Origin of the sequence: Vibrio sp. 10N.222.54.E6, from assembly GCF_041473955.1 — a bacterium.
GTDB classification, from domain to species: domain Bacteria; phylum Pseudomonadota; class Gammaproteobacteria; order Enterobacterales; family Vibrionaceae; genus Vibrio; species Vibrio tasmaniensis_A.
The window spans coordinates 120,269-136,354 of sequence record NZ_JBFRTD010000010.1 but is presented as its reverse complement, the minus strand read 5'-3'; the positions used below and the strand labels follow the sequence as shown (position 1 = coordinate 136,354).

Below are 16,086 nucleotides of genomic sequence, written 5' to 3'. Positions count from 1 at the left end.
GCTTACCAGTAATAACATTTGCCAGTTTTAGTGGATTAATAATCGGCTGGCAAATGAAACCAATATTTTGGGTTAGCGTTGATTTTAGCTAGGCCAGCAGATTTAAAATTAAAAGGAAGTTCAAGTGAGTAAACAACAGAAAATACTTTTTATAGACCGTGACGGCACCTTAATTGTTGAGCCGCCAGTTGACTTTCAAGTAGACCGTTTAGACAAACTAAAATTCGAACCGTTAGTGATTCCTAGCCTACTTGCACTGCAAGATGCGGGTTATCGCTTAGTGATGGTGACTAACCAAGATGGTCTAGGTACAGATAGCTACCCGCAAGAAGAGTTCGATGCTCCACACAATATGATGATGGAGTTCTTTGAGTCTCAGGGCGTTAAGTTTGATGATGTTCTAATCTGCCCTCACTTTGATGAAGACAATTGCTCTTGCCGCAAGCCTAAGCTGGGTATGGTTAAAGAATACCTACAGGGCGGTAAAGTTGACTTCCAAAAGTCAGTCGTGATTGGTGATCGAATGACGGATCTTCAACTTGCTGAGAACATGGCAATTCGTGGTATCCAATACGGACCAGATGCGCAAGCTGAAGGCACGCTTAACTGGCCACAAATCGTTAAAGATCTGACGGTTAATGCGCGCATTGCTGAAGTGGTTCGTACCACTAAAGAAACGGACATCAAGGTGGCAGTAAACCTTGATGAAACCGGTGGCAACAAGATCGATACTGGCATGGGGTTCTTCGATCACATGCTTGATCAAATCGCGACACACGGCGGTTTCCAAATGAACCTGACTGTGAAGGGCGATCTACACATTGATGATCACCACACAGTAGAAGATACCGCTCTTGCTTTAGGCCAAGCATTGAAAGATGCATTAGGCGATAAACGTGGTATTGGCCGCTTTGGTTTCAGCCTACCAATGGATGAGTGTTTGGCTCAGTGTGCGCTAGACCTTTCTGGCCGTCCATACCTGAAGTTCGATGCTAAATTCAGCCGCGAGCAAGTGGGTGACCTTTCAACAGAGATGGTGGTTCACTTCTTCCGTTCTCTAACCGATACATTGGCTTGTACGCTACACCTTTCTTCTGACGGTAATAATGATCACCACATCATTGAGAGCCTATTCAAAGCGTTTGGCCGTACTCTTCGCCAAGCAATCAAAGTTGAAGGTAACGAGTTACCAAGCAGCAAAGGCGTTCTGTAAGGCTAACGTTAGCAAGGAAAAACAATGAAAGATCAAAAAGTCGTTATTATTGATACTGGTTGTGCCAATGTTTCCTCGGTGAAGTTTGCGATTGAACGTCTAGGCTACGCAGTTGAAATTTCAAAAGAACCAGAAGTTGTTCTTGCTGCGGACAAGCTGTTCCTACCGGGTGTAGGCACAGCAAGTGAGGCAATGAAGAACTTGCAAGAGCGCGACCTTGTTTCTCTTGTGAAGCAAGTAGAGAAGCCTTTGCTAGGTATTTGTTTAGGTATGCAGCTGTTAGGCAAATTGTCTCAAGAGAAAGGCCAAAAGGCTGACGAGTTAGTTGAATGCCTAGGTTTGTGTGACGGTGAAGTTCGTTTACTTCAAACGGGCGACTTGCCTTTACCACACATGGGCTGGAACACAGTAACCGCGACACCTAATCACCCTCTATTTAAAGACATTGAAGAAGGTGAATACTTCTATTTTGTTCACAGCTTCGCAATGCCGGTGGGTGACTACACAATCGCACAATGTGATTACGGTAATCCGTTCACAGCCGCAGTGCAAAGTGGCAACTATTATGGTGTTCAGTTCCACCCAGAGCGATCTTCGAAAGCTGGCTCTAAGCTGATTCAGAATTTCTTGGAATTGTAATAAGGATTAGGCAGCGGCTAACGTTGCCCTATAAGGAATGTAAATGATTATTCCCGCGTTAGATTTAATTGAAGGTCAAGTAGTTCGCTTATTCCAAGGAGACTACGGGCAAGTAACAGAATACAAAGTAGACCCAGCTGAGCAGTTTAACTTGTACCACCAAGCTGGCGCAGGTTGGCTTCACCTTGTTGACTTAACGGGTGCAAAAGACACAACGGCTCGTCAGTTAGACTTGATTGCTAAGCTCCTTGCTAGCACGCCTGCGAACATCCAGATTGGTGGTGGCGTGCGTAACGAACAAGATGTCGTTGATCTACTAGAAGCTGGCGCACAGCGCGTTGTGGTTGGTTCTACGGCAGTTAAGCAACCTGAGTTGGTTAAAGGTTGGATGGAGAAGTACGGTGCGGAAAAAATCGTGCTGGCTCTGGACATCAATATTGACGAAAGCGGCACACGTAAAGTCGCGATTTCAGGTTGGCAAGAAGATTCAGGTGTGACCATTGAAGCGCTGGTTGAAGACTACCTCACGGTTGGCCTTAAACACGTTCTGTGTACCGATATTTCACGTGATGGCACGCTAGAAGGATCAAACGTAGAGCTCTATGTTGATCTTTGTAAGCAGTACCCACAAGTACAATTCCAATCATCGGGTGGCATTGGCAGCCTAGCTGATATCGAAGCACTTAAAGGCAGCGGCGTTGCGGGTGTGATTGTTGGTCGTGCACTGCTTGATGGCAAGTTCACCACAGAGGAGGCATTTGCATGTTGGCAAAGCGAATAATCCCTTGTTTGGATGTCCGTGATGGACAAGTGGTTAAGGGCGTTCAATTCCGTAATCACGAAATTATTGGTGACATCGTTCCGCTAGCACAACGCTACGCAGAAGAGGGCGCTGATGAATTAGTATTTTATGACATCACCGCATCAAGTGATGGCCGTGTGGTCGATAAAAGCTGGGTGAAACGTGTAGCAGAAGTGATTGATATTCCTTTCTGTGTGGCTGGTGGTATTAAGTCTGCGGAAGATGCAGCACGCATTCTTGAGTTTGGTGCAGATAAAGTATCCATCAACTCGCCTGCATTGGCTAACCCACAGCTAATCACTGACCTAGCTGATAAGTTCGGCGTACAGTGTATCGTTGTCGGTATCGATTCATACTTCGATAAAGAGACGGGTAAATATCAGGTTTACCAATTCACAGGCGATGAAGCGCGTACCAAAGCAACCAAGTGGGAAACCAAAGATTGGGTGCAGGAAGTACAGAAGCGTGGCGCCGGTGAGATCGTGTTAAACATGATGAACCAAGATGGCGTTCGCAACGGCTATGATATCGACCAGTTAAATATGGTACGTTCAGTGTGTAATGTACCCCTGATTGCATCAGGTGGCGCAGGTGCGATGGAGCACTTTGCTGAAGCCTATAAAAAAACCAACGTGGACGGAGCACTTGCGGCTTCGGTATTCCACAAGCAAGTCATCAATATTGGTGAACTTAAACAGTATTTGAAACAACAAGATGTAGAGGTGCGACTATGAGTTTTGAAACCGCAAGCTTATCAAAAACAGAAGTAGGCGCATTGTCAGAGCGTATTAACTGGGAAAAAGTCGATGGCTTAGTGCCAGCTATTGTTCAAGATTACCAATCGAGCCAAGTGCTAATGATGGGATACATGAACCCTGCAGCACTTGAGAAAACGGGTGAAACTGGCAATGTGACGTTTTTCTCTCGCACCAAAGAGCGTCTTTGGACGAAAGGTGAAACGTCAGGCAACGTATTACAACTGCAAAACATCGCCTTGGACTGTGACAGCGACACCTTACTGGTTAAAGTTAATCCCATTGGCCCAACGTGCCACACAGGTACAACAACGTGTTGGGATGGAGACAAACAAGAAGAGTCTCAGATGGTGTGGCTTCATCAGCTTGAGCAGCTACTGGCTGCCCGCAAGGACGCAGACCCTGAGTCTTCTTATACTGCCAGTCTATATGCCCGTGGCACCAAGCGTATTTCGCAAAAAGTGGGCGAAGAAGGCGTTGAAGTCGCGCTTGCGGCGACGTCGGGCGATAAGGCGGAATTAGTGTGTGAATCAGCAGATTTGATTTACCACTTGATGGTTCTTCTTCAAGACCAAGGCTTGTCGATGAACGATGTGGTCAACAAGCTAAAAGAACGTCACAAGTAAGCTCTGTTTAGATTAATCGAACCACGTAGCAGATAGATAAAAGCCCCGTAAACAATTATATTTACGGGGCTTTTTAGCTTTTTAATTTTCAAGATTTCAAGATTTCAAGATTTCAAGATTTCAAGATTTCAAGATCTCTAAGCCCTGCGTCACTTTTTTAAACTCTGACTTTACGTCATTCCAAGGAGCCTAAGCGACATCAGGAATTTCTTTACTTAATCAAACATTTTAATTTTCTGACTTACCCGCAGCACTTTTTATATTTCTTCCCACTACCACAAATGCACGGGTCATTACGGCCGATCTTGAAGCTTTCAACCGTTTGGTTTAAGCGTGGGTCAATTTCAGGTTCTTCTTGCTCATTTCCTTGCTCGGGGAAAGTGCCATCAATGTAGTACCACAAGTCGTCTTTACGTATAAAGCGCGAGCGCTCTTGCATGCAGTATTGTGCGCCTTCTTCATTGAAGTAAGCTTTAAACTCAACAAAGCCTTCGTCTTGGTGTGAGCCTGCCTCAGTATCGATGACTTCTAGGCCTGCCCAATCACTGTCGATAGATTCGGCAATACCTTCTCTTTGCGCTTCTGCGTTGCAGCTAGGGTGGTAAGTCGCAACAACATAGTCAACCAAACCCAACACGTGCGCTGAATAACGTGAGCGCATCAACTGTTCAGGCGTTTCAACAGCACTGTGGTGAAGGTGCGCTGATTCACAGCACTGTTGGTAAGTATTTTTGCTACCGCATGGGCATAAAGACATGGTCAAATCCTGTAAAAATGGCCTCTGTTAAGAGGCCATAAATGAATGTGTTGGAGTTTATCAAGAAACGACTGCTCACCAAAGCTGAGTTTCGATTGAAGTTGCTGTGTGACGTGAACTATTTCAAAGTAGGAGACAGCAGGTCTTGGGCCCAAGAGGTTGCTTCGTCATAAGCTTGACCTAGCTCTGCTTCGTTGAGTTTGAGCAGTTTACGAATGCGCGTTGCTTCATCCCAGCGAGCTTGTTCATAAGCTATGACCATCGCCAAAATGGCACCTAATATACCCTTGCGCTCAATCAAGGCTTGTTTAATCTCATCATCGATCGGCACCGAGTCCAGTACTTTTACTAACGGCAGATCGAATAGGGAGTCGAGCAGCGAGAACATGCCAGTTAAAAAGGCTTGCCCGGGCTCAACCTTAACGTTCATTTTCTCGACCAACAGTTCACATTGGCGCGCGCGTATCACGGCTAAACCATAAAGTGAGTCTGGTTTATCTTCTTTCGCGGATGCGATAGCAACCAGTGACACTAGCTTACGTAGTTTTTGTTCACCAAGATAAACAAGCGCTTGGTGGAATGAACGAATCGGTGTTGATGAGCCACCAGCGGAGTTTACGTAAGAGAGCAGCTTATACGACATAGTCATATCAAGGGTAATCAAACGCTCTACTTCGGCAAAGTTGATAGGATCGTTGGCAATCTCTTTCAACAGTTGAACAATGGTTAAAAAAGCAGGGTTTAATGCGCGAGTTTGGATCATCTCCGGCTTACTGAAAAAGTAGCCTTGAAAGTAGTTAAACCCGGCTTGGATTGCTTCTTGGTATTCTTCGTGAGTTTCTACTTTCTCCGCTAGAAACTCGATATTCAAGTCTTTCAGAGTGTTCATGAACATCGCAGCTTTAGCGATTGAGATCAAACGTATGTCGAATTTGATAATTGATACGTAAGGTAAGAAGCGTTTCCATGCTTTGCTAGGCACAAAGTCATCTAACGCGATCGTGTAACCCGCATCATAAATTGTGATGATGGCTTCTAGCAGTTCGTCTGTTGGCTCACAGTCTTCCAGTACCTCGACAACTAAGCTCTCTTTCGGAAATAGAGTCGGGACTAGGTTAACCAAGCTTGCATATGGAAAATTAACGAATCCAAGCTTATCGCCCAATGTATTATAGTGGGTAGATAAGAAGTGGTCGGAAAGCAAACGGCTAGTAGCGAGCTCCGGCTCTACTTCAGGGAAAGTGTTCTTAGGACCATCCCTAAATAGCAACTCGTAACCTATGGTCTTCTTGTCTGCATCGAGTATTGGTTGACGCGCTACGTATGAATATTTCAACTTGGTACTGTGTTCGGTTTATTTTTGATAGACAAATAATAGCTAATTCAGGAGAAATTACCATATACAAGTGAAGAAAATCTGACCGATGATAATAATAAAAGTGAAAGTTTAAGCGTGATGCTAAAAGCGATTGCTAAACTCGCGATTCTGTAGTTCAAAACTTTGCGGAGTGAACACCAGAACTGATCCTTGGGTATACCAATCACCCAATACGATACGGGTTTTAGTGCAATTACTAGCACTATAGGAGTGTATGTTTGGACGGTGAGTATGACCGTGGATCATCAAATCGACGTTGTGTTGTTTCATCACATTTTCGACTTCTTGCTGTGTTACATCCATGATATCGAGTGACTTTGTCTGCTTGTCATCTTTGATATCAGACTGAACCTTGGAGACAATTTTCTTTTTGATAAAAAATGGAATTCTATTAAAGACCCATTGTAACCAGGGCTGATGAACTTTTTCACGAAAGGCGAGGTACTTTATATCTTCGGTACACAGAGTATCACCATGCAATACCACTGCTTTTTGTCCGTAGATATCGATAGTAGACACTTCATCTAGAAGTTGTACGCCTGTTTGTTTCGCAAATTTTTTGCCAACTAAAAAGTCCCGATTGCCTTGTGTGAAATAGCAAGGTACGCCAGTGTTAACTAAGTCTATAAACGTTTGGCGAATTGAATTCGCGAACTCGCTTGTATCGTCGTCACCAATCCAGAATTCGAAAAGATCACCCAACACGTAGAGTGCATCCGCTTCTACGGCCTCATTCTTCATGAAGGTTAAGAAGCAGTCTGTGATGTCTTGTCGCGACGGAGCAAGGTGTAGGTCTGATATAAAATATGTTTTCATAGATCTAAAAAAAGGGAGCGATTCGCTCCCTATATCCTGATTTTATCGGCTCATCAATACTAACCGAAAGCGGTGAATTAAGCTTCGATTGTAGTACCAGTGATGATCACTTCTTCTAGAGGTACGTCTTGGTGCATACCCATAGAACCAGTGCTAACACCTTTGATCTTGTTTACGATGTCCATGCCTTCAACAACTTCTGCGAATACACAGTAGCCCCAACCGTCTAGGCTTTCGCTACGGAAGTTTAGGAAAGAGTTGTCGTTAACGTTGATGAAGAACTGAGAGCTCGCTGAATGCGGTTCCATAGTACGAGCCATTGCTAGCGTCCCCACTTTGTTCGCTAGGCCGTTGTTTGCTTCGTTCTTGATAGTCGCGCGAGTTGTTTTTTCTTTAAGGCCAGAAGTCATGCCGCCGCCTTGAACCATGAAACCATCGATAACACGGTGGAATAGCGTGTTGTCGTAAAAACCGTCACGGCAATACTGTAGGAAGTTTGCGCTTGTTTCTGGTGCTTTTTCTTCGTTAAGTTGAACTTTGATGTCACCAAAATTTGTGTGAAGGATGATCATGATTGTTACCTTACTGTCTTTTTAATATGAAGTTCGAATTCTAGCGCATGTTGGCGGACTTTCAAATCACCAAATCATTAACTTAACTCGGATGTTTGAGGTAATTCCTGCTTTGGGGGATTACCTATTAAGGTATGACTTGTTATACTGCGATCTTATTTTTGATTAATCCATAAAATAGATAGAGATCATGCTGAAGATATATAACACGCTCACAAGACAGAAAGAGGAATTCAAACCAATTACAGCTGGCAAAGTCGGTATGTATGTCTGTGGGGTAACCATATACGATCTCTGTCATATTGGTCATGGCCGCACGTTCGTTTCATTTGACGTGGTAACTCGTTACCTGCGTTACCTTGGTTACGATTTGAATTTCGTTCGTAATATCACTGATATCGATGACAAAATCATCAAGCGCGCTAATGAAAACGGCGAGTCTTGTGACTCTCTGACTGAGCGTCTGATCGGTGAAATGCACGCGGACTTCGATGCATTGAACATGAAACGCCCAGATGTCGAGCCTCGTGCGACTGAATTCATCACAGAGATCATTGAGTTAGTAGAAAAGCTAATTCAACGTGGCTTTGCTTACGTTGCAAGCAACGGTGACGTGATGTTCGAAGTTAAGAAGTTTGACGAATACGGTAAGCTTTCTAAGCAAGATCTTGACCAGCTTCAAGCGGGCGCCCGTGTTGACATCGATTCTGCAAAACGTAGCCCGTTAGACTTTGTTCTTTGGAAGATGTCTAAGCCTGGTGAACCGACGTGGGAATCGCCATGGGGTCCAGGTCGTCCAGGTTGGCACATTGAGTGTTCAGCAATGAACTCGTCTATTCTTGGCAATCACTTCGATATTCATGGTGGTGGTTCGGATCTACAGTTCCCTCACCACGAGAACGAAATCGCACAATCTTGCTGTGCACATGGCACCCAGTATGTGAATACTTGGATGCACAGTGGCATGGTGATGGTAGACAGAGAAAAAATGTCTAAGTCACTGGGTAACTTTTTCACTATCCGTGACGTACTTCAGCATTACGATGCAGAGACAGTTCGTTACTTCCTAATGTCTGGTCACTACCGTAGCCAACTAAACTACAGCGAAGATAACCTAAATCAGGCTCGTGCATCACTTGAACGTCTCTATACATCACTTCGTGGTCTAGACGTTACCGCAGCCCCTGCTGGTGGTGAAGAGTATGTGACTCGTTTCTCTACAGCGATGAACGATGATTTCAACACACCTGAAGCTTATTCAGTGCTGTTTGAAATGGCTCGTGAAATCAACCGTATCAAGACTGAAAGCATAGAAAAAGCAAGTGCACTAGGTGCGTTGATGCGTGAACTGGCAGACATCATCGGTATTCTTCACCAAGATCCAGAAGCTTTCTTGCAAGGCGATACAGCAGGTAACGATGACGAAGTCGCTGAAATCGAAGGCCTAATTAAGCTACGTAATGACTCTCGCGCTTCGAAGGATTGGGCAAATGCCGATCTTGCACGTGATAAGCTGAACGAGCTAGGTATTGTTCTGGAAGATGGTCCAGAAGGTACGACTTGGCGTCGTAAGTAAATCTTATAAAAAGGGCTGATTTTCAGCCCTTTTTTCTAGCAAAAATTCTCTAATTTCACCTTTTTATCTTCAACTTTTAATTAACAGGAATATTTCTGTGGCTCAGATGTATTTTTATTACTCGGCAATGAACGCGGGTAAATCAACAACGCTTCTTCAATCTTCATTCAACTACCAAGAACGTGGTATGACACCAGTGATCTTTACGGCTGCATTAGATGATCGCTATGGTATCGGTAAAGTGAGTTCACGAATTGGTCTTCAATCTGAAGCTCAACTGTTTAAAAACGACACCAATATGTTTGAGGCAATTCAAAAACTCAACGAAGAAGAAAAGCGTCATTGTGTATTGATCGATGAGTGTCAGTTTTTGTCGAAAGAGCAGGTTTACCAACTAACAGAAGTGGTTGATAAGCTGCACATCCCTGTACTTTGCTACGGTTTGCGCACTGACTTCTTGGGTGAATTATTTGAAGGTAGCCGCTACTTGTTGTCTTGGGCTGACAAATTAGTAGAACTTAAAACAATTTGCCACTGTGGCCGTAAGGCCAATATGGTAATTCGTACAGATGAGCACGGTGTGGCAATTGCTGTAGGTGACCAAGTCGCTATTGGTGGCAATGACCAATATGTTTCGGCTTGCCGTTTACATTATAAAGAAGCGTTAGGTAAATAAGCAGCTCTTTGGTTAATTCTTCTTAAGTGAATAAAGCTGAAATCAACAAGCTCAAGTAATAGCTAGAATAAGAAACGGTGGCCAAGTGCCACCGTTTTTGTTTTCTGAAAAAGAGTATTGCGTGACTTAAAGTTTTATTCGAAACCCAGCTTCTTCAATGCTTGATAGGCATGGTCAACGTCGTCAGGGATGGGCATCTCAATTTGAAAGCCCTGAGCGGGGTAGGATTTGATTCGCTCATAATCAGCAATCAATGCACCTAACACCATGTCTAACGGCAACTCTTCGTTAAAGTAATCATCCCAGTCTTGCCATTGTGAAGTGACTTGAATCTCGGTAACTTCGTCAGGCCACTGTTTAGCAAACGTTGCGTAAGTGCGTTTCTCCATAAAGGGCTTCTGAACTAGGGTCAGCCGTTTAGGTGATAATCCTCGCTGATCCAGTAGCTCGTAGGTAAACCGTACATTTTCCCCAGTGTTTGTCGCGTGCTTCTCAATGATAATGTCTAAGTCAGGCACACCACAGTCTCGTGCGATAGAAGCGAACGTTTCTGCTTCTGAACGCTCAAAGCTTCCTTCTGTAAAACGTCCCACACCACCAGAAAAAACGATGTAAGGCGCTATCTTTTGGTGATAAAGCTCGGCTGCATATTCAGCGACGCGGGTATCGTTGCTACACAATACAAAAATACAGTCTGAAGGCGTAACCTTGTGACCCATAGACATAAAGTTCCAAAGGGTGTCTACTGAGCGATGCAGTTTTATATTGGGATTTCTCTTAGCTGTAGATTGCTCAGTCATGAAGTGCGTCCAGTGTGGATTCGAATTTAAACGAGTAACCTAAGTCGAGAATCTTTTTCGACGAGATCAGTTTGTCTGGCGTATCGACAAGAGGGGGAAGTGGCTCGCTGCTATTGGCACTTTTTAATGCTGCTGCGTAGAACTCTGCCTTGCTCACTGTATTTGGTGTGGTGACATTTACGATTTCATTGTGCAGTTGATTGATGGCGAAATCGACCGCACCAATCGCATCATCAAGGTGAAGCATGTTGGCAGGAGCTTGAGTACTAACCTGCTTCAATTTACTTGCAAACCTCGATGGGTGACGGTTCGGGCCAATTAATCCACTGAAACGAAGAATGGTGTAATCGATGCCGGAATCCATCACCAGCTGTTCAGCTTTCAGCATCACGCGTGCATTGTCCGAAAATGCGGATGCTTGCTCGTTTTCTGAGGTAGAAAGAGTGAGTGAGGCGTCTTGCTCGTACAGAACTCCGGGCTTGGTTGGGTATACCGTCGTCGAACTGACCATAATGAGCTTTTTCACGTTAGCCTTCTGGCAAGCCCTGGTCAGTTGTTGCCAATAGTCGGCGTACTCGACACCAGCGCCTTTTCTAAAGCCGGGAGGAAAGCTACCAATCACTATCTCAGTATTGTTTTCCAATAGGAGTGAGTAGAGTTGGCCAATAGAGCGTTCAGGTTGTATTGCATCAAAACTGAATACTTCACAAGGAATGCGTTCGTTGCCAATAGCGTCAGCGCCTTCTTGGGTAGTCTTCGTCACGACGACTTGGTTATCATGTTTTTCTAAATGTTCAGATAAAGGTGCACCGACCCATCCTGCACCAACAATAAATATAGAAGCCATGTGTTCCTCACAACTGCAAATGACGAATTTACAATAAGCCTAACAAACCTTTGCCCAAAAATGAAAAAACTCCACGGCCGAAGCGAGTGGAGTTTTTACTAGAACCGTGGAGTTTTAGTTCAGTACGCGAAGTAACTTGTCTGCGCGCTCTGCCATCTGGATACCTTCATCTGTTAGGTAACCACCGTCTGGCTGAGTGCAAAGATTCTTTTCGAATAGGCGCTTAACAGCGTCTTGAGTTTCTTGAGCAGCCTCTTGATGAACTTTAATTCCAGTAGCGGCGCTACTTACATCAAATTGAAGAAGGAGGTTTAAATCAGCAATATGTTCAGCGTTGTACTTCATAATTAACCTATATATTCATAACGTTCTCTACCTTCACCTTAGTGCGCATTCACGGCTCAAGCAATAGCAAATAAATAGAATTGATAAGTGATACCAAATTGAATGATTAATCGTCGTATGGTGGGTTTATTTTAGTTAGATTGCGTGATTTGCAGCCACTTAAATTCTGAACGATGTTTATTGGGAAGTGGTTGTAATATATTGTGTTACTAGAAATATATTGCATCCAGCTAATATTGTATAAAAAGGAAACGCATCAGTGAGAGTGAACAAAGTAGCATTAACGATCAGTATGCTATTTGCTATCTCAGGTTGTCAAAGTACACCCTCAGAGCAGACAGGCGCGAACCAAACCACAAATGACAATGAATCAACAGTAGAGGTCCGTTCATTTCAGTCTGTCCAAAGTGTTTACTCCGAGTGGGAGACTAAGCTTGAAGAACACGCTCAATTGTCTCTCTATGCTCCAGAGAATTACAATGAACTATTAGACGCTTGGGATGATGCTGAAAGCATTTATGCGGACTTACTGAAAGATCAAACACGGTTAACCAAGAGTTACTCGATTTTTTCGACATTAACTTACGCTGAAGCCTTTGATGAAAAAATCGCGTTGATTCGATCAAATTATGACTCGATCTTAGTGCTAAAGGAAAAGGCTGACAGAGTATTAGCCGACTCGATAGTGCAAATGGATTACTTAAAGTTTCTTGGTGCCGACACTATGTTTGCATCGAGCTACAAGCGCTTGTATTCAGAATACAGCGAGCTGTTTGAGTATGTGCTGGTTGACGAACTTGAAGATGCTCAGGAAGCACAGGTAGAGTTTCTTAATAACGCGAGTTTGTTAGAAGTTAAAGTGGCCCACAAGAAGTACATCGAACCTTTGAAGGATGAGTTGGAGTTCTTGGAAGATGAAGATTTCGACGACGTTGTTCCACTGACGTTTGCTAAAGCGGCATCTCAAATTGCTTTGGCAGAAAGCCAAGTGAAAGCCAGTCCCCGTGAAAAGTCGATCATTGAAGACGCAGTTCACGCTGCAGAGTTCGAATTAAACCACGTGCGCAGTGTTGCTCATGAAGTTAAAGTGCTCGCAAGTATTAAAGGTGACAAATTTGAACAATCGGTTTTAAATGCCGAGAATCAGTTATTGAGCATTTCACGAGTGGTTAATGATGAAGATCACCGTGATGTTGTATTGCGCCTTCAGTCTCAAAAAATTGTAGCGAGTGTTAAAGCGCTGCAAGGCTCAGACATGACGGCGTCATTAAAGTCAGAGATTAAAACTTTGACTGAGCGACTCGCTAAGTTAGAAAGTGAGAATCAGAAACAAACACAGAAATTGGTTGAAGCGACCAAGCACAACCAATTGTTAGATGATCAGGTTACCAAGAGTGATGCTCATATAAAGAGCCTAGAAGAGTTAGTGGATAGTTTGAAAAGCTTAGGTGGTAAAGTTGCCAGCGAAAGTGACTCTGATGTGATTCTTCCTAGTGTTGAATCTAGCCTAGAGGATGCATCTCTCGAACAATCATTAGAAGAAATGGTTGAACCTTCGGTTTAGTAAGACTAATTTCTTTATTTGTGATTGAGTTAAAAGCGCCTAAGGGCGCTTTTTTACGTTCTGTTGATCTATGTCAAAATCTGAAAACAAAAGTGTTCATTGAGTCATTATAGTGTACGTTATTCTTTGTGTTTTAACGTAACTTGTTGATATTTATAGATGTGTTATTTTCTATGCTGATAACTAATCATTCAGCAGAGTTTTATTTTTACTACTAAAGTCGTATGAATTTGGAATAACTTGGACTAATTCCTTTCAACAGGGTTGTGAGAGGCATTTCGAGCTTAAAATAGCTCTTGAATTCAGAAATGAAAGAGAGGATTATCGCGCTCCCGACGACATGTTTCAAAATGTAAATCATCATGAATCTAAACCAATTCGACTCATTATTACCGCCACAAATGGCTGAGCGCGCTGCAGATATTGGCGTAGGTAAAGCAACCAAAGATCCAATCAAATCTTTTCTCCTAGCGATTTCTGCCGGCATACATATTGGTATCGCGTTTGTGTTCTACACTATCGTGACTACCGGTGCTGGTGATTTACCGTGGGGTATTACTCGCTTATTGGGTGGTCTAGCTTTTAGCTTAGGATTAATCCTTGTTGTTGTTACTGGTGGTGAACTGTTTACCAGCTCGGTGTTGACGCTTGTTGCTCGCGCAAGTGGCAAGATTACCTGGCGTACATTAGTTAAGAACTGGACCACGGTTTATGTCGGTAACTTAATTGGTGCATTGCTGCTGGTGGCCTGTATGCTTCTGACTAAACAGTACATGTTCGATCATGGGCAAGTGGGTTTGAATGCCATGGCGATTTCCCAACACAAAATGCACCATGATTTTATCCAAGCTATCGCGCTTGGCATCATGTGTAATGTGTTGGTTTGTATCGCGGTATGGATGACGTTTAGTGGACGTACACTGACTGACAAAATCGCAGTTATGATTTTACCTGTGGCGATGTTCGTATCAGCCGGTTTTGAGCACTGTATTGCCAACATGTTCCAAGTCCCTTTAGCTATCGGTATCAAAACATTTGCTCCCGCAGAATTTTGGACAATGACAGGCGCTAACCCTGCGGACTACGTTGATCTGAACATGATGGACTTTTTGATGAACAACTTGCTGCCCGTTACCATTGGTAACATCATTGGCGGTGGTATCTTTGTTGGTATGTGGTACTGGTTGATCTACCTACGTGACTAATAAGGGTGGCGTGATCCACCAAGCAAAGGTTTCGTGATTAATTCCGATTACACGGTTAATCCAGTTTACGAGTTAACTGGGTAACTTGGACTCAGTGAAAACACTGAACTGACTTATGACATTTAAAAGACGGTCTGCATTGCAGGCCGTTTTTATTTGTGGAAAACCTACTTATTCATTTCTTAAATTATCATGTGAACGCTCAATAGCGATGATCACCGTGTGTGTATATGTCTTTGAAAACACCCAAAGATCAAAGGTAATGATCTTTCCCTAGGTGGGAATGGACAAAAAAGGATCTATATTGATTTGGTTATCCACAATTTCTGTGGATAACCTGTCTCAAATTCAGTGAGTAACCAGATCTAAGTGGGGTAGGGAGGCTATTTCGAAGGCTGTATTTGCGCGAGAACTCGGCCTTCTTTAGTAAGAGATGTCTTCAATGAGAGCTGAAGTGCAAGTGCTAAAGAGCAGCTCATCATCACGAAGATAGCTAACATGATCATCAACTGATACTTAATCGCAATCATCGGTGATGCACCTCCTAAGATCTGTCCTGTCATCATTCCCGGTAGCGTGACTAAGCCTGTAGTTGCCATAGAGGCCATAATTGGTGACATCGCTTTCTGTATCGCATTACGAACAAAAGGCGCGGCTGCATAGGAAGGAGATGCGCCCAAAGCGATAGCCGCTTCGTACTCTGATTTCTGCGTTTCAAAAGCCCCAAACAAGTTCTGCAATGCCACGATATTACTGCTTAAGCTATTACCTAACAGCATCCCTGCAATAGGGATAAGGTACTGTGCGTTAAAAACCGGTGTCGGTTTAATGATGAAAAAGCAGATAAACAAGACAATAGGTACACAAGTTACAGCAAGGCTAACGGCTATAGGACCTAAAAGTAGGTTTTTGGAGAGCCTAGATTTTTCAACAATTGAGCTTGCCCCAACGATGATCATTGCAAATAGCCACAGTAAATTGACCCATAAGCTATTTAAGGTGAACAAGTATTCTAGGTAAAGTCCCACTAGAAATAGCTGAATAACCATACGGATTATGCTGACAGAAGCCTCTTTGCCAAGGCCGAGTTTTAACTTGTGGTTGATGGTAATAGGTAGCAAGAGAAGTGAGCTGAAGAACAATAACTGCCACCAAGATATATCAATAACGTCTTGCATAATGATTCCTTTTAAGTGGTCTCCATCATATCTGAAAGTGCCAAATGATGCATTTCAACTGTAAAGTCACCAATTCTAAAAATGATCAATCATTTAACAAACAAAACACAAAATAGTGGTTGTTTGAGGCTTTTCTAGCTACTACTTAGTAGGTAAAAAGTTAAAATTGGTTGTCAGATGGTTGCGTGTATGTTGGTTTTTAACATTTGTGAAATATACTTAATTCTTCACATTTGTTAATACTTTTTAATAACTTTGTTTAACTGAAAACAAGTTTGGATGACCTCAAAAAAGTATTGATTAGCAAGGGTTATAACGGGGGATTTGATTGAACCCT

At 43.3% G+C, this 16,086-nt stretch carries 17 protein-coding genes; 9 read left to right on the top strand and 8 right to left on the bottom strand.

Annotated features, from left to right (window positions below):
* Positions 1–124: 124 nt before the first annotated feature.
* From hisB to hisIE, 5 genes are read left to right on the top strand one after another with little or no spacing between them, the layout of a single operon-like run.
* Positions 125–1,213 (top strand): bifunctional histidinol-phosphatase/imidazoleglycerol-phosphate dehydratase HisB, encoded by a 1,089-nt coding sequence (gene hisB, locus AB4513_RS05520; protein ID WP_009848803.1) that lies wholly within the window; start codon positions 125–127, stop codon positions 1,211–1,213.
* Positions 1,214–1,237: 24 nt separating this feature from the next.
* Positions 1,238–1,852: an imidazole glycerol phosphate synthase subunit HisH gene (hisH, locus tag AB4513_RS05515; RefSeq protein ID WP_009848802.1), complete on the top strand. Its 615-nt coding sequence runs from the start codon at positions 1,238–1,240 to the stop codon at positions 1,850–1,852.
* Positions 1,853–1,895: 43 nt separating this feature from the next.
* Positions 1,896–2,633 carry a 1-(5-phosphoribosyl)-5-[(5-phosphoribosylamino)methylideneamino]imidazole-4-carboxamide isomerase gene (gene hisA, locus AB4513_RS05510; protein ID WP_009848801.1) on the top strand — a complete coding sequence of 246 codons (738 nt, stop codon included), beginning with the start codon at positions 1,896–1,898 and terminating at the stop codon, positions 2,631–2,633.
* Positions 2,615–3,388 (top strand): imidazole glycerol phosphate synthase subunit HisF, encoded by a 774-nt coding sequence (gene hisF, locus AB4513_RS05505; RefSeq protein ID WP_004734577.1) that lies wholly within the window; start codon positions 2,615–2,617, stop codon positions 3,386–3,388. The genes hisA and hisF overlap by 19 nt, the downstream gene beginning before the upstream one ends.
* The gene (hisIE, locus tag AB4513_RS05500; RefSeq protein WP_009848800.1) at positions 3,385–4,035 is read left to right on the top strand and encodes a bifunctional phosphoribosyl-AMP cyclohydrolase/phosphoribosyl-ATP diphosphatase HisIE; all 651 of its coding nucleotides are present in this window, start codon (positions 3,385–3,387) and stop codon (positions 4,033–4,035) included. Before hisF ends, hisIE begins: the two co-directional genes overlap by 4 nt.
* A 241-nt stretch (positions 4,036–4,276) precedes the next feature.
* On the opposite strand, the gene AB4513_RS05495 is transcribed toward hisIE, so the two are convergent.
* The 4 genes from AB4513_RS05495 to AB4513_RS05480 form a co-directional block, all read right to left on the bottom strand.
* On the bottom strand, positions 4,277–4,792 hold the full coding sequence (locus tag AB4513_RS05495; protein WP_009848799.1) for a YchJ family protein: 516 nt from the start codon (positions 4,790–4,792) through the stop codon (positions 4,277–4,279).
* A gap of 118 nt (positions 4,793–4,910) precedes the next feature.
* Entirely contained in the window at positions 4,911–6,128 is a 1,218-nt protein-coding gene (locus AB4513_RS05490; protein ID WP_009848798.1) for an EAL and HDOD domain-containing protein, read from the bottom strand.
* A gap of 123 nt (positions 6,129–6,251) precedes the next feature.
* Positions 6,252–6,986, bottom strand: a complete 735-nt coding sequence (lpxH, locus tag AB4513_RS05485) for a UDP-2,3-diacylglucosamine diphosphatase (RefSeq protein ID WP_102257835.1) — start codon at positions 6,984–6,986, stop codon at positions 6,252–6,254.
* A 77-nt stretch (positions 6,987–7,063) separates the two neighbouring features.
* On the bottom strand, positions 7,064–7,558 hold the full coding sequence (locus AB4513_RS05480; protein WP_004734582.1) for a peptidylprolyl isomerase: 495 nt from the start codon (positions 7,556–7,558) through the stop codon (positions 7,064–7,066).
* Between the two features lie 190 nt (positions 7,559–7,748).
* Between AB4513_RS05480 and cysS the strand changes: the two genes are divergently transcribed.
* Positions 7,749–9,134, top strand: a complete 1,386-nt coding sequence (gene cysS / locus AB4513_RS05475; RefSeq protein WP_102257836.1) for a cysteine--tRNA ligase — start codon at positions 7,749–7,751, stop codon at positions 9,132–9,134.
* Positions 9,135–9,231: 97 nt separating this feature from the next.
* Positions 9,232–9,810, top strand: a complete 579-nt coding sequence (locus AB4513_RS05470; RefSeq protein ID WP_102257837.1) for a thymidine kinase — start codon at positions 9,232–9,234, stop codon at positions 9,808–9,810.
* A 134-nt stretch (positions 9,811–9,944) separates the two neighbouring features.
* On the opposite strand, the gene AB4513_RS05465 is transcribed toward AB4513_RS05470, so the two are convergent.
* The 3 genes from AB4513_RS05465 to AB4513_RS05455 form a co-directional block, all read right to left on the bottom strand.
* Positions 9,945–10,610, bottom strand: coding sequence for a YdcF family protein (locus AB4513_RS05465; RefSeq protein WP_102257838.1), 666 nt, complete (start codon positions 10,608–10,610; stop codon positions 9,945–9,947).
* Positions 10,603–11,457 (bottom strand): NAD(P)H-binding protein, encoded by an 855-nt coding sequence (locus AB4513_RS05460; RefSeq protein ID WP_102257839.1) that lies wholly within the window; start codon positions 11,455–11,457, stop codon positions 10,603–10,605. The genes AB4513_RS05465 and AB4513_RS05460 overlap by 8 nt, the downstream gene beginning before the upstream one ends.
* Before the next feature lie 114 nt (positions 11,458–11,571).
* Positions 11,572–11,802: a TIGR02647 family protein gene (locus AB4513_RS05455; protein ID WP_009848792.1), complete on the bottom strand. Its 231-nt coding sequence runs from the start codon at positions 11,800–11,802 to the stop codon at positions 11,572–11,574.
* A gap of 259 nt (positions 11,803–12,061) precedes the next feature.
* Here AB4513_RS05455 and AB4513_RS05450 point away from each other — a divergent pair, with 259 nt between their 5' ends.
* Together AB4513_RS05450 and focA are read left to right on the top strand one after the other, a co-directional pair.
* Positions 12,062–13,366, top strand: coding sequence for an ATPase (locus tag AB4513_RS05450; protein ID WP_102257840.1), 1,305 nt, complete (start codon positions 12,062–12,064; stop codon positions 13,364–13,366).
* Between the two features lie 362 nt (positions 13,367–13,728).
* A complete protein-coding gene (focA, locus tag AB4513_RS05445; protein ID WP_009848790.1) occupies positions 13,729–14,571 on the top strand; it encodes a formate transporter FocA in 843 nt (280 codons plus the stop codon).
* Between the two features lie 383 nt (positions 14,572–14,954).
* On the opposite strand, the gene AB4513_RS05440 is transcribed toward focA, so the two are convergent.
* Positions 14,955–15,749, bottom strand: a complete 795-nt coding sequence (locus AB4513_RS05440; RefSeq protein ID WP_102257841.1) for an ABC transporter permease — start codon at positions 15,747–15,749, stop codon at positions 14,955–14,957.
* Positions 15,750–16,086: the final 337 nt, after the last annotated feature.